Source organism: Pseudomonas sp. ICMP 8385, assembly GCF_002699915.1.
GTDB lineage: Bacteria > Pseudomonadota > Gammaproteobacteria > Pseudomonadales > Pseudomonadaceae > Aquipseudomonas > Aquipseudomonas gessardii.
Window position 1 is genome coordinate 1 of the sequence record NZ_LKBY01000144.1, and the last position, 13,765, is coordinate 13,765.

Here is a 13,765-nt window from a genome sequence, read left to right on the forward strand (position 1 = left end):
CTCGTCGAATTGATTGTTTTTTGATCATTTGGCGAGTTTAAAAGTTGCGCTAGGTGGTATGCCGGGGAAATACATGGCTACTTCAGACCATCCTTAGACAGTTCGATTATTGGGGAAAGCAATATTTCGACGAGGTTGAAACTGAACGTGGCCGTAAGGGAATGCGTAAGTGGCTAAAAGATTGCCGCCCCCTTTCTGGAACCGTCCGTGACTGGCTTCGTGGCCCCTGCCATCAGTTTGAGATCGATGCCACCATTGCGGACATTTATCTCGTGAACGGATACTCCAGGCGAATGCTCATTGGACGGCCGGTTGTGTACGTCGTCATTGATAGCTTTTCCGGCATGATCGTCGGTCTCTATATCGGATTAGAGGGCCCGAGTTGGAACGGAGCCAGGCAAGCGCTTTTCAACGCTTTCACTTCGAAGGTTGAGTTTTGCGCTACCAATGGGGTCACAATCGATTCAGAGGAATGGGCCTGTCATCACCTCCCACATCACATCTACGCTGATCGAGGCGAGATGTTGGGGAAAGCAGCTGAGGGTCTTGCCACTGGCCTGAATATCGAGCTGGGAATCGCTCCGCCTTACCGCCCTGACTGGAAGTCGATGGTTGAGAGCCGGTTCGGTATCCTGAACAACCTGACAGGCATCAGGTGGCTTCCTGGTGGTGTAGCTGCTAGGGAGAAGGAACGTGGCGAGCGAGATTACCGACTCGATGCAACGCTGAGCATTAAAGAGTTCACCAAGATTATCATCCAGTGTGTCCTTCACTATAACCGCTTCAACAGGCAGCCCGACAGGCTCACTCAAGAGATGATGAACGACGGTGTCGATCCGACGCCGTCAGGTATCTGGACTTGGGCATTAGAAAATGGTCATGTCGAACCAAACAATCATCCCGACGAGATGGTCTATCTCCATTTGCTTCCGCGTGAGCAAGCGACGGTGCAAAAGGGTGGTGTGCTATTCCGAGGGATGCACTATGTCTGTGATGTAGCGATCGAGAACAACTGGTTTGCGAAGGCCCGTAGCCGCGGGGTTTGGTCGATAGAGTGTTGGTATGACCCAAATTCCTCAGCACATATTTGGATTCGGGGAGACAACAAACAGTTCATCCGTTGCGATTTGCGTAAGTCTGATAGCAAGTATGCTGGTTATCGATCCGATGAGATTTTCGATCTGCTCGAAGCTTACCGCCAGACTCCACCGACTCATAAACGTGCTGAGCTGGAGAGTCGGATTTCGTTGCTGGAGGAAGTTAATAAAGTCGTCAGCGGTGCGATCGCTGAGCGAAATGATGAGCCAGCGCCTGCGACCAAAGCTGAGATGATTGGAAATATTCGTGAGAATCGCGCCGTTGAGCGCCTCAAGGAGCGTGAGACCGCCCATGTGCCAGAGGGTGTGAGGATTGAATCGCCTGTGCTCAAGACAGAGATCTCCCAAGATCGCTCAGAAAACTTTGCCGGCCCTCGCAGCGCTCAGGTTATCGATATGCTCAAACGCCTCCGCCCAGGACAAAACTCATGAAAGGCGCCCAAGTTTTCGCAAGCTACACGAAGCAGGCGATAGCGGACTACGCGGGAAATCCACTCATCGAAGCGCTGCCACCGATCTTCTCAGAAGAGGTGGCAATGCAACTAATCTCGAACTTCCCCCGTCCTGTTGATCCAGAAGAGCTGACCCTCGACCGATCGACTCGGGTTCACTGCATCGACCGCTTGAGAACGGTGGTCCAGCCTTTGTTGGTCCACATGGATCTGGAGTCCGTATTTTCATTGCTGGTACGACGTGGGTACGTCGGACGCAACCCGACCTCTCCAGACACTGTCAGACATCTTCACTCACTTTCGGGCGCACAGCGCTACCACGATGGATTCAAGTCCACTGCCGAAACGTTCAGTCTGGTTGGCCTTAGTGGCATTGGAAAGTCCACCGCACTCGAAGCCATTTTGAGTCTCTACCCTCAAACGATTCGCCACGAGCGTTATGAAGGAAAGCAGTTCGTTCATACCCAGATCACCTGGCTCAAGCTTGACTGCCCCCGAGATGGTTCGCTGGCAGGCTTCTGTCAGCAATTTTTCTATGCGGTCGGGCGAGCTTTAGGTGATGAGGATTACTACAAGCGGTATAGGGCTCGGAACATCAATGACTCGTTGCAACAAATGGAACAGGTTGCGAGTACATTTTTCATCGGAGCTTTGCTGATCGACGAACTTCAGAACCTGCACCTCGCGAAAACTGGGGGCAAGGACAACATGCTGAATTTCTTCCTCCATCTAGTGAACAACATCGGAATTCCTGTGGTGTTCATCGGGACAAATTCGATGATCAGCCTATTTTCGGACGTCATGCGCAACGCAAGGCGTTGCTGCGGCGTCGGGGTACTCGAATTTAAACGTTTTGAGAAGGACGATGACGAGTGGCGCATGCTTGTTGAAAACCTCTGGAGCTATCAGTGGTACCAGCAGCCGGTCGAACTGACAGAGGATGTGTTTGATGCGCTGTATGAGCATACACAAGGGGTCACCGACTTTTTGGTGAAGCTTTTGGTGCTCAGTCAAAGGTATGCGATCCAGAGTGGTTCGGAATGCGTTACCGCCGAGACAATTGCGTTGGTGAGCAACACCAAGATGCAGATATTGAAGCCAGCTTTGTCCGCTCTGCGAAGCCGAGATCCGAAACGGATGCGGCAGTTCGATGATTTGCTTCCGATTGAAGACCAACTAAGCGACATGATGGCGTTCGATGGTGTGGCTCGGCCGGAGCGACTGGCATTGCTGCGCAGTGTCATCAGTCGCAGCGACAATAGTGCTACCAAACCTAATGTGGCGGCCGTTAACCAAGTCAAATCGCAGTCACCTGCGGCGGTGGCGGTTGAGACCTCAGAGGCACAGGCGCTAAGTGAAAGTGAAGACTCCATTGAGGCGTTGAAGAGCGCCGGTTGGATAAGCAGTGATCTCTTTGAGTTTTCTCCGTTGTATCGGAAGGGGTGAATTAAGGGTGACGAAATGGGGCTCAAATTCCATTTCTTTCCGGCCGTTTTCCACGATGAGACGCTTCACAGCGTTCTCTCAAGATACGCCCGGCTCTGTGGCGTACGTAGTTGCGCAGCAGTTTTCGATGGAGCGCAGTCCGCGAAATGCTTTTCGCAGAACGTTGCTTTTCCATGTCGACTAGCTGAGCTTGTCGAGGCGCTGCCGTGTGATACAGGCTTATCGCTAGCCGCTGTCATAAAGCGCCATACGCAACTGCCCTACTACGAACCTTTTTTGACCCCGCAACAGGTGGGCGACGCCAATATCTTGATGGCGGGAAACGGCAAGGGGTTGATGCTAAGGTTGGGGTTAATCGCGAGCCGACTCCAGTTTGCTTCGAGAGTGCGATTTTGCTTCGACTGTGTCGAACAGGACATGGCCTGTGTGGGAGCAGCGTACTGGCACCGTGTGCATCAGCTTCCAGGCGTTTTGATCTGTCCCCACCATGGAACTCCGTTGAGGCTCCTTGATTACCGCTGGTTGAGCAGAAACTCTCGAAGAATGCATTTACCGGACGATGAGGACGTTCAGTCTCACTCCATTTCGCTAGAGATCCCTCAAAATCTACAAAGTGCTCTGCACGAAATAGCGCAGCGTTCGATGCAGGTGCTTGAGACCGATGTTCCGCCATTATGTCCTGATGCGATTCGCTCGGTGTTTCTGGATAGCGCTATTGCCTTGAAAATGGCTTCCGATACTGGTCGGCTGCACTTAGGCATTTTGGCGCGACACATGTCTGCATTCTTTGAGGGGCTCCCCTCCTCAGGGGAGTACTCGATACTGAGCAAGTCGTCTGCGGATATACCGGCGGCCTGGATTGTGAAGCTTTTACGTAAGCCGAGGGGCACCCATCATCCACTGAAATTCATCCTGCTGGCCTGTGCGCTCAAGGTCGACATGGAAAGGATACTGCGGCCAAACGGTCCTATTACCGAGTCGCTTAGTCGAACTGCCAATACCGAAACTCCCTGTGGACGAGCTGCCAACAGATCTCCAACCAATCGCTCAAGCACCAATGAGTATATGAGTGAGGCATCTGAAACGATCTGGACGCTGGCGCTCTCGGGGGCTAACGCTAAAACCATAGCGTCAGAAACAAGGAGCTCGGTTACATGCGTCTATCGAATGATACGCGCGATTTCGAATGGACCTGACCTATGGAAAGAGGCGAGGCTTTCGAAACTTCTGGTTGATAGGAGGAACCGATTTGACGGGGAATACAGAGCTCGCCTAGCTCATGAGTGTCGAGATTATGTGTGGCTTCATCGAAACGATCGGCAATGGCTGTCCGAGCTGACACAAGAGCCAGGTAAAGCCCACAGACCGCGCGGACAGCAGGCAGAAAGATTCAAAGACCTCGACCTTGCCAACGAAGTGGTTCAATGCGCTGAAATGTTACGAGCGCTTCCAGGTAAACCTGTCCGCATCTCACGGACAAAAATAGGCAGAGAGCTTCATGTGTTATCTAGGTTTGAAAAGCAGCTCAACAAGCTGCCGCACTGTGCGGCTGCACTGGCAGCCGAATGCGAAACCCTTGATGCATTCCATCGGCGGCGCCTGAGCTGGGCCGAGCGGAAGCTAAAACTTGACGGCAAGCCAATCACTCAATCAGCGCTGTATCGAACAGCGTGTCTCAGAAAACTCCAAATATGAGTGAATGCACCCTGATCCGCGTATGAATATTGCTCTGTAACGCCGTCGGCACAAGCCTCTATATATATGAGCTGTGCGTGGATTCGATGTGTGAATTTTGACGAGGCGTGCAGTGAAAGTATTTATATGTGTGGTGTATTGTATTTTGACTCTGGCGTAAAAACTGCTGTTTTCTAATAAAATAATTGCTGGCTGTTCGCTACTGTATGGCGTTCATTTTTAAAAATCCTTACCCGGGTACACGGTGATATGTGATAAAAGAACACCATCCACAGGACTCGCGTCCTACCAGAACCCACGTTAGAAGTCGGCTACTCATGTCCAGTATTCTGTTTTTCCCAATGTCTATGCCAGACGAGACACTATTATCTCGTATTACGAGATACCATTTTTTGTCCGGAAACAAAACCGAGGCAGAAACCTTTCGTGATCTTTTTGGCGTTGCGCCATTTCAGCTATCTATCATACCGAAGCAATTAGAAAACCTTGCTTCTCGATTGCCGGGAGTTAAAGAAAGCAACTTGGCTGAGTTGCTTGAGATTAACACTACGTTCCCAGCCTACAAACCTTTTATAGGATTATCAAAAGAACCCTCTAAGGAGTTTGACAAGGTTTTATCTGATGTCGCTCGAGTGCCTAGGAGAGAAGGTACGAGGAATAGCAGAGCTAAAATTTGCTTGGCCTGTGTGCAGGCCGACCTCATAGAGTGTGGCTACGCATATTGGCACCGAGCTCATCATGTACCGGGCGTTACAGCGTGCTGGCGACATGGTGAAGAACTTCTTCAATCTTGCCCTAATTGCTCTCATCCTTTTTATCGTAAAAACCGATTGTTACCGGGGTTGACCGATGATTGTGCTTGCGGGTGGAACGCTGTTAAACCTGCGAACCGCTCACTCGCCTCAAATGAAGAGCGCGAGTTTGCAGTTTTTGTAAATGATATTCTGCAACGCAATCTGCCATCGATAGATTATACGGTTTTGGCTGCTTGTTATCGGCGTCAAGCAAAGAAGCAAGGGTTTGTTCATGGGAACCTAATTGGCACAGCTAAATTATTTAGCAGTATTCGTGATAAGTTCAGCGATAAAATTATTTCAAAAATTGATTTGGCATACGCAGCTGGAATTCGAAGTCAATGGATTAGGCTATCGACAACAAGAGGTCAAATTGATATGCCGTTGGCAAGGCATCTTTTAATATCTCTCCATCTTTTTGGATGTGCAGAAAAGTTTGAGAAATGCTTGGCAGAAGAGTCTCTACTTGCTAGCTCGGCAAACCCGACGGTCCGTCTTAAAGAGAAAACTTTGCCAGAACATAAGAAAAAGGCTTATCGAGAAAAAATCTCAATGCTACTTGAAGTGAAGCCAGGCATTGGTATGGACTATCTTTGGGTAAGTGCTTATCAAGTAACCCGTTGGCTCAACGAAAACGATAAGGACTGGTTGTTGAGTAAAATTACAGGGAACGTAATGCAGAAGAGTAGTGCCGAGCCGGCGGTGAACGATGAGGACGAAAAATACGCAACTATTCTTATAGAGGGCGTTGAGAACTTGTACCGCATCACCCAAAAACAGGTGCGAGTAAATATCAGTAACATGCTTGCACTTTTGCCGCGAAAAGTAAGTAGGCAGCGTGCGACTCGTAAGTCTTTCCCGTTGTTGTCAGCTCAACTTGAACTTCAATTTGAGTCTCTTTGGCATTTTAGGTTGCGGAGATTTATATGGACGATGTCGGAGATCGCGAGGCTTAAGTTACCGCCAAACAACTCCAGCTTGAGATTATTGACAACAGTACCTCATGTGGCCTGCCAGGCTCTCATAAATCACTTCGAGTGGAATTTAGACAGCATGGTTAAGGACGGCATTAAGGTTGAGGTTATGCTTAGAAATACCGGCGTCTCGCGGCAATGGGAAGGGCCACTAGGTTATGATATTCCCATGGGTGGCAATGCATACATGGAGATGATCGCGTCCAATTCAAAGCCCCAGTAGATATTTTTATGGCGTGGCGCAGTTGCTCTGGATCCGGTGATTTCTGTGGCTTATTGCTGGGCGTTGGATGTCATTGTTAATACCGACGCCTATTGCGTATTGATCGGGCATTGGATGTGCACCGATAGCAGCGGTTTACGCATATACGGGATTTATGCCGCATACGTCGATTTCGCGTATTCAATGTCCGCAGACATCGGTATCTATCTCAACGTCGATTCAAGCATGAGCAGGGGAATTACGTCGCTAGCGCAATCCACTCCAGTGGGCTGCGTAATTACATAGGCTTGACCACCTATTTGCATTCGACTTGACCAGTTAGGCCGTGATTGATTGTTTCGCTGTACGTAGCCTGACTGACAAGATTTTAAGTGTGATAGAGAACCCTAACAGCCGCTTAATCCATTTGATTCAGTCTTGGTTGCAGCCATTGGTGTTAGCCACGGCATTTGATTCGTAGGAATGAGTCGCTCGACAATTGCGCAGTCGATCCAACGACCGTCAAGGCATGCATGTTTCTCGTAAACCCCGACTTGGCGGAATCCGCAAGCTTCGCACAGGGCGAGACTGGCGCGGTTAGATGTGAACACGCGAGAAAGGACTTTCCAAAATCCACGAGCTTCTGCCTCTTTAAGCAGCGCCTGAAGGAGATTCTTACCCAGCCCTTGGCCTCGCACCTCACGGCTCATGTAAATCGAAAAGTCAGCGATGCCGTCATAGCACGCGCGATTGCGGTAGTCACTAAGGCTCGCCCATCCGATGACCTTATCGTGCTCATCAAGCATCACCAGAACGGGATAACGATCATGAGCCTCAAGTCGCTCTAGCATGTCATCAGGGTTACGCGGAGTGGTCTCGAACGTGGAACTTCGTTCCGCAATCCCTTGGTTATAAATAGTGGCTATCGAGGTTGCATCAACTGGCTCAGCAGGACGGATACGCATGATCGGGTTCCATTATGTTGGTAGTAACAACGTTTGAATCAAAAAATGGAGATTCAATAGGCTTGCGTTGGATCTGAGCCACGCTCATTTGTGAGGCCGCAGCGTTTTTCGGTAGCTCGTGTAATCTGCCTGAGCAAGGTTAATGCTCCTTGCCTGGCTTCGGCTGAAAGGTTCTCGATCATTGTTATCTCTTCGGCAATGAGATCGCCCCTGATTTTTTCGTAGAGTTCCCTGCCCGCGTCCGTGGCCTGGATCTTCACGGCACGGCGGTCTTCGTTATCCTCAGCGCGTGACACATACCCCTTGCGTTCGAGCGCATCGATTACGCGGCTTGCCGTGCTTTTGTCTAAAAACATCTTTTCAGCCAAGACCTGAAGCCGCATGGCTCCTTTCTTGACCAGCGTTTCGACCGCGTAGCACTGGGTGACTGAAACGTCGTAGCAGCAAATCCGATCTCTATCTCGAAACTGGTAGACACGGACGAGCTGATTCAACGCCTCGTACAGATCCTCGGCATCCTGGGACAACTGGTCTTTTTTCCGCTTCGGCATAATCGTCACAAATTCGTTGTTAGCCGCAACAATAATCTGGGGGATGCAGATCGTCAACAAGCCTCCGCTGGCTGATGACAGGAAATCTGTCGCACTAGCATGTTGTGCCCAACAGCCAAAAAAGAATTCAGCAAGTGAGCTTTGTGGCCCAATCCTGGCACCTCTTAGTGTTGGAAAAATTCGGCCCAATGCTGCTGTTGAACTTGCTGTACTGGTTACAGCTGATTTGCGTTGTGATCAGCTCGTCTTCCGACGAAAAGTCGTCCGACGATCTGACGAGCGCTGCCCTTACACGCTGGTGACCGGCGACGCAAAAATATACGCTTTACCGAATATGCGATAAATCATATATTCGATTCAACGTATGTGTCGAGATTGCCATGTCTGCCCCAATCAAAGTGCTTTTCATCTGCGTTGCCAACTCTGCCCGCTCCCATTTAGCAGAAGCATTGCTTCGGCACACAGATCCGCGTTTTGCCGCTTACAGTGCGGGCTTGGAGCCAACCAGCGTCGACCCGCGTACTGTCGCTGCTCTGGCCAATGTCGACGTAGATGCATCCGGACTGCATAGCAAATCCATTGATGAGCTTCGCGACGAAAAATTCGATTACGTCATCACGCTGTGTGACAAGTCCGCACGGGAATGTGCATGGATGCCCGTCGCTGGCGAAGTCATCACTTGGGATTTCGCAGATCCGGTCACCAGCGATCATCCCGACGCGTTTCGCCACACACTTCATGACATCCATGAGCGCATTAAGCTCTTCGTCTTGGTCAAGACAAAACACTTGGAGGATCTATGACAGAGCCTATGAATCCCACGGCACTATTCAAGTGCTTGGCAGATGACACTCGAACCAAAATCACACTGCTCATCGTGAGCGAAGGAGAGCTGTGCGTATGCGAGCTTACCGCTGCGCTCGACCAGAGCCAGCCCAAGATTTCTCGCCACTTGGCGCTGCTTCGTTCAGCGGGACTGCTGATGGATCGTCGTCAAGGCCAGTGGGTTTACTACCGCCTGAATCCCGGCCTTCCTAGTTGGGTGAGTGCAATTCTGAAGGACGTCGTGGATGCGAATCAGGATTGGCTAGATACCGAAGCCAAACGACTAAGCGACATGAATGCTCGTCCTATCAACCAGCTCGTATGTGGCTGATCTGCTTCCAAATCGAGTGATTGAAATGTTGATTGCCGTACTGATCTTTATTGCCACCATCGTCCTGGTGATCTGGCAGCCCAAAGGGCTGGGTGTTGGCTGGAGTGCAACCTTTGGCGCTGTACTCGCGCTCTTGACTGGAGTGGTCACTCTTGCGGATATCCCCGAGGTGTGGCACATCGTTTGGAATGCCACTGCAACGTTCATCGCGGTGATTATCATCAGTCTTCTGCTCGATGAAGCCGGCTTTTTCGAATGGGCAGCATTGCATGTCGCACGCTGGGGCGGAGGCAGCACTCGTAAGCTATTTGCTTTCATCATCCTACTGGGTGCTGCGGTATCAGCATTATTTGCTAATGATGGTGCGGCATTGATTCTCACGCCCATCGTGATCGCAATGCTATTTGCATTGCGCTTTTCGCCCGCTGCCACCCTCGCATTCGTCATGGCGGCCGGTTTTATCGCTGATACCGCGAGTTTGCCTCTGGTAGTTTCGAATCTGGTCAACATTGTCTCTGCGGATTACTTCAAGATTGGGTTCAGCGAATACGCATCCGTCATGGTGCCGGTGAATCTGGTCAGCGTTGCGGCTACGCTGGTGATGCTGATGTGGTTCTTCCGCAAGGAATTGCCCAAGACTTACGAACTTGCTCAGTTGCATCATCCTAAAGAGGCGATACGTGATCGTCCGACTTTCATAGCAGGCTGGTGGGTTCTAGCTCTGCTGCTGGTCGGTTTCTTTGTCGTCGAGCCTCTGGGCGTGCCGATCAGTGCCATTGCGGCTGCCTGCGCATTCATTCTTTACGTCATCGCGGCCCGTGGACACGCCATCGACACCGGCAAGGTGCTCAAGGGCGCGCCATGGCAGGTGGTGATCTTTTCCCTGGGCATGTATCTGGTCGTCTACGGCCTCAAGAACGCCGGTTTGACCAACCACATCGCCCAGATCCTGAATGTATTTGCCGGCTACGGTGTCTGGGGCGCGTCCTTGGGTACGGGGCTGCTCACAGCCTTTCTGTCTTCAATCATGAACAACATGCCCACTGTCCTGATCGGTGCCTTGTCCATTCATGCTGCCGAAGTCGATGGCGTCGTTCTTCAAGCAATGGTGTACGCCAACATCATTGGCTGCGACCTGGGGCCGAAAATCACTCCCATCGGTAGCCTGGCCACGCTCTTGTGGCTGCACGTGCTGGCCAAAAAGGACATCACGATCAGCTGGGGTTACTACTTCAAGACCGGGATCGTGCTGACCTTGCCCATCCTTATCGCCACCCTCTGCGCCCTGGCATTGCGCCTCAGCTTCTGAATCAAGGAATCTACTGATGAAAGTCTTGTTCATGTGTACCCACAACAGCTGCCGTAGCATCCTCTCCGAGGCACTTTTCAACCACCTGGCGTCAGAGGGCGTGGAGGCGGTCAGCTCAGGAAGCTTTCCCAGCGGTCGAGTGAACCAAAGGGCATTGCAAACGCTGGAGGCTGCGGGCATTTCCACGGCAGGCTTGAGCAGCAAAGCTTCGGATATTTTTGAAGGCTCTCCACCAGACATCGTGGTAACCGTATGTGACCGGGCAGCGGGTGAAGCGTGCCCCATCTTTTTCGGGCCAGCCTTGAAGGCCCATTGGGGTTTGGCCGATCCGTCGGAAGCCACTGGGTCGGAGATCGAGATCACAAAAGCGTTTGACGCCACTCTCGCCAAAATTCGCGAACGCGTGAGCGCGTTTCTTGCGCTGCCGTTGAAAACCATGAGCCCTGATCAGCTCAAAGCTGAACTGAACCGTATCGGTTCGCTTTGAAGAGCAATGGAAGTTGTGCCTACTTGGCGCATCCCTAGGAGTTTGTATGCAAGATACGCTGCCGAATGTCCAAGCCGAGCTGCTTGACATTCCAACCCTGGAGCAACTGGCGCCTCGCACGTCCTCACTCCATAAACCTCGAATCCTTCTTCTGTATGGGTCGACACGAGAGCGATCCTTCAGCCGGTTGGTGACCCAGGAGGCCGCTCGACTTCTGGAGCAGTTTGGCGCTGAAACAAAGATATTCGATCCGTCGGGCCTTCCGCTGCCGGATGATGCACCCGACACCCACCCCAAAGTCGCGGAGCTGCGCAAACTGATGCAATGGTCGGAAGGCCAGGTGTGGTGCTCTCCTGAGCGACACGGCTCCATGAGTGCGGTTTTCAAGGCTCAGATTGACTGGGTTCCGCTGGCGATAGGTGCTGTACGACCTACGCAAGGAAAGACCCTTGCGGTGATGCAAGTCTGCGGCGGCTCGCAGTCCTTCAACGTAGTTAATCAGCTGCGGGTACTGGGGCGTTGGATGCGCATGTTCACCATCCCAAACCAATCCTCAGTAGCTAAGGCCTTCACCGAATTCGATGAGACGGGCCGGATGAAGCCGTCCTCGTACTACGACCGTCTGGTCGACGTGATGGAAGAACTGATGAAGTTCACGCTGTTGTTGCGTGATCGCCAAGATTACCTGGTTGATCGTTACTCCGAGCGTAAAGAGTCCGCTGGGGAGCTATCCGAACGCGTCAACCAGCGATCCATTTGAGCCTCTCAACAGCGAGACATCAGATATGAATCAGATCACGATTTATCACAACCCGGAATGTGGCACTTCCCGCAATACCTTGGCATTGATCCGCAACAGCGGTGAAGAGCCAACGGTAATTGAGTACCTGAAAACCCCACCTGATCGGCCAACGCTAATCAGGTTGATCAAGGATATGGGTATAGAGGTGCGGGCGCTCCTCCGTATCAAAGGCACGCCGTACGAAGAGCTTGGGTTGGGCGATCCGTCACTTGCCGATGACCAGCTCATTGACGCCATGATGGCTCATCCCATCCTGATCAATCGTCCCATCGTCGTGACCCCCTTGGGGGCACGCCTGTGTCGTCCGTCTGAGGCTGTCCTCGACCTGCTTCCACAAGAGCAGCGCGGCAGTTTCGTCAAAGAGGACGGACAGGTCGTTGTGAAAATTGATGATCTGGGCCGTAAAGTCTGATCCCACGTAAGCGATACGCAGCAAACGTAGGGGGGGATGGTGGTGAGTCATAATCCGAAATTTGATGTCGTGGTTATTGGCGGCGGCCAATCCGCGCTTCAACCCTCCGCTCCTCGTGCTGATGAATGGCATAGATTATGATACTGTATACATATACAGTTATTGGGTTCGTGCAGCCTTACTGATCGGTAGGTATTGGAGCCCTTCGGTGATATCTGATATCGAGATAAGCCCTGAAGTTTGCTGGGTAAGGTGCTATTTTCAGTGATTCCATATTGATACTATCGGAACGGAATTCGACCTATGATTACGCTGAAAACTGCCATTATTCACAGCTTCAAGAAGCTGGCCAAGACCAGTTTTATCTCCGAGGTGGTCAAGAAGGATGTGGCGCTCGATACTGAAAATCCCGCGTTGCATTTTCTGGTCAATGGTATCCACGGCCTCATCGGCAAAGAAGGCAACAGCGTGGTCTACGGCCAGTTTGCCGATGATGACCGTCAGGGACCGTTTCCAGAGCGCTTCACCGCGTTCGTAGAAGTACAAGATGATGAAGCGCGATTTATCGACTTGACCCACTTGGCAATGGACCAGTTGGTGGAGCAAGCCGGTAATCAAGTCTTATCGACCGGTGGACACATCCTTTGCGCTCAGTACACCGCAGGTGCAACCGACTTTTTCCTGGTCGCCAGCATGAAGGAACGCGGCGGTATACAGCTGGACGAGAACTATGTGCCCAAGGAAATTCAAGAGGTCGATCTCAACAAGGTTCAGCAGGCCGCCAGGATCAATTTAGCGAGCTTCGTGGCCATAAAGGCTATGGCTGCTGCGGCCGCTGCTGCGCCTGAGCAGAATGAAGATGACGCGGAGGATGAAGTGGATTCAACCTACCTGTGCTTCATCAGCCGGGGCCGTGATAGTCAGGCATCCGATTATTTCATCTCTGCACTGGGATGCGCGAAAGGAGTAGCTTCCGGACGCGCTACCAAAAATGCCATTGATAACGTTGCACGGTTTTTTCGCGACAACAAAACGTTAAAAGGCTTTGGTTACAAGGCCAAAGAGGCGGTGATCAAGTATCTGGAGGAGCAGTTGGCCGCAGGCAAATCTGCGCGCTTGGACGCTATCTGCCACGTCGCTGTCGCACACGTACCCGCTGACTTAGTGGATGAAATTGTTGGGCTGAAAGACTATTTGAATAGCGAGAAACATAAGGTGCCAGACGACTTTACGGTCAATGCGAAATCGCTGAAAGAGAAGACCCGTATCAAGGGGGACGCGGCTAACTGGTCGTTGCAATTCGAGCGTGGAGCGTTAGGCTCTGTACGTAAAGTATTGTCGCAAGCACCGCATAGCGCAGGCCAATGAGACCATCGCCGCAAAACTTGTTGCGAGCTTGTCGAAGCGCGTCACGATGCGACGG

The 13,765-nt window shown here is 51.6% G+C and carries 11 protein-coding genes and 4 pseudogenes; 12 read left to right on the forward strand and 3 right to left on the reverse strand.

The genetic code is table 11. From position 1 onward, the window contains the following. Window positions 1-95 precede the first annotated feature (95 nt). From AO268_RS28470 to AO268_RS28485, 5 genes and pseudogenes are all read left to right on the forward strand, one after another. Window positions 96-1,529 (forward strand): annotated as a pseudogene (locus AO268_RS28470) (Mu transposase C-terminal domain-containing protein); the annotation flags it as partial. Beyond that, window positions 1,526-2,995, forward strand: a complete 1,470-nt coding sequence (locus AO268_RS28475) for an ATP-binding protein (protein ID WP_032857199.1) — start codon at window positions 1,526-1,528, stop codon at window positions 2,993-2,995. The pseudogene AO268_RS28470 and the gene AO268_RS28475, both read left to right, overlap by 4 nt. A 15-nt stretch (window positions 2,996-3,010) precedes the next feature. Continuing rightward, a pseudogene (locus AO268_RS33385) lies at window positions 3,011-3,484 on the forward strand (TniQ family protein); the annotation flags it as partial. 54 nt (window positions 3,485-3,538) lie between these two features. After that, window positions 3,539-4,690, forward strand: a complete 1,152-nt coding sequence (locus tag AO268_RS28480; RefSeq protein WP_227496890.1) for a TnsD family Tn7-like transposition protein — start codon at window positions 3,539-3,541, stop codon at window positions 4,688-4,690. Window positions 4,691-5,007: 317 nt separating this feature from the next. After that, the gene (locus AO268_RS28485; protein ID WP_076964407.1) at window positions 5,008-6,681 is read left to right on the forward strand and encodes a TniQ family protein; all 1,674 of its coding nucleotides are present in this window, start codon (window positions 5,008-5,010) and stop codon (window positions 6,679-6,681) included. Window positions 6,682-7,067: 386 nt separating this feature from the next. Here the strand turns inward: AO268_RS28485 and AO268_RS28490 are convergent, their stop codons facing one another. Next, entirely contained in the window at window positions 7,068-7,625 is a 558-nt protein-coding gene (locus AO268_RS28490) for an arsinothricin resistance N-acetyltransferase ArsN1 family A (RefSeq protein WP_019334872.1), read from the reverse strand. Between the two features lie 53 nt (window positions 7,626-7,678). Then, a complete protein-coding gene (locus AO268_RS28495; RefSeq protein ID WP_025992770.1) occupies window positions 7,679-8,176 on the reverse strand; it encodes a MarR family winged helix-turn-helix transcriptional regulator in 498 nt (165 codons plus the stop codon). A gap of 380 nt (window positions 8,177-8,556) precedes the next feature. On the opposite strand from AO268_RS28495, the gene AO268_RS28500 reads away from it, so the two are divergent. From AO268_RS28500 to AO268_RS28530, 7 genes and pseudogenes are all read left to right on the forward strand, one after another. After that, window positions 8,557-8,979 carry an arsenate reductase ArsC gene (locus tag AO268_RS28500; protein ID WP_080761505.1) on the forward strand — a complete coding sequence of 141 codons (423 nt, stop codon included), beginning with the start codon at window positions 8,557-8,559 and terminating at the stop codon, window positions 8,977-8,979. Further along, complete coding sequence (locus AO268_RS28505) at window positions 8,976-9,332, forward strand: metalloregulator ArsR/SmtB family transcription factor (RefSeq protein WP_032901556.1); 357 nt, start codon at window positions 8,976-8,978, stop codon at window positions 9,330-9,332. Before AO268_RS28500 ends, AO268_RS28505 begins: the two co-directional genes overlap by 4 nt. A 25-nt stretch (window positions 9,333-9,357) precedes the next feature. Further along, window positions 9,358-10,641 (forward strand): arsenic transporter, encoded by a 1,284-nt coding sequence (locus AO268_RS28510; RefSeq protein ID WP_038444690.1) that lies wholly within the window; start codon window positions 9,358-9,360, stop codon window positions 10,639-10,641. Window positions 10,642-10,657: 16 nt separating this feature from the next. Next, window positions 10,658-11,128: an arsenate reductase ArsC gene (locus AO268_RS28515; protein WP_038444687.1), complete on the forward strand. Its 471-nt coding sequence runs from the start codon at window positions 10,658-10,660 to the stop codon at window positions 11,126-11,128. A 46-nt stretch (window positions 11,129-11,174) separates the two neighbouring features. Continuing rightward, window positions 11,175-11,888, forward strand: coding sequence for an arsenical resistance protein ArsH (gene arsH / locus AO268_RS28520; protein WP_038444684.1), 714 nt, complete (start codon window positions 11,175-11,177; stop codon window positions 11,886-11,888). Window positions 11,889-11,913: 25 nt separating this feature from the next. Further along, entirely contained in the window at window positions 11,914-12,342 is a 429-nt protein-coding gene (gene arsC / locus AO268_RS28525; RefSeq protein WP_019334880.1) for an arsenate reductase (glutaredoxin), read from the forward strand. 303 nt (window positions 12,343-12,645) lie between these two features. Beyond that, a pseudogene (locus tag AO268_RS28530) lies at window positions 12,646-13,602 on the forward strand (nucleoid-associated protein); the annotation flags it as partial. A 54-nt stretch (window positions 13,603-13,656) separates the two neighbouring features. Here AO268_RS28530 and AO268_RS28535 read toward each other — a convergent pair. After that, a pseudogene (locus AO268_RS28535) lies at window positions 13,657-13,765 on the reverse strand (IS5/IS1182 family transposase); the annotation flags it as partial.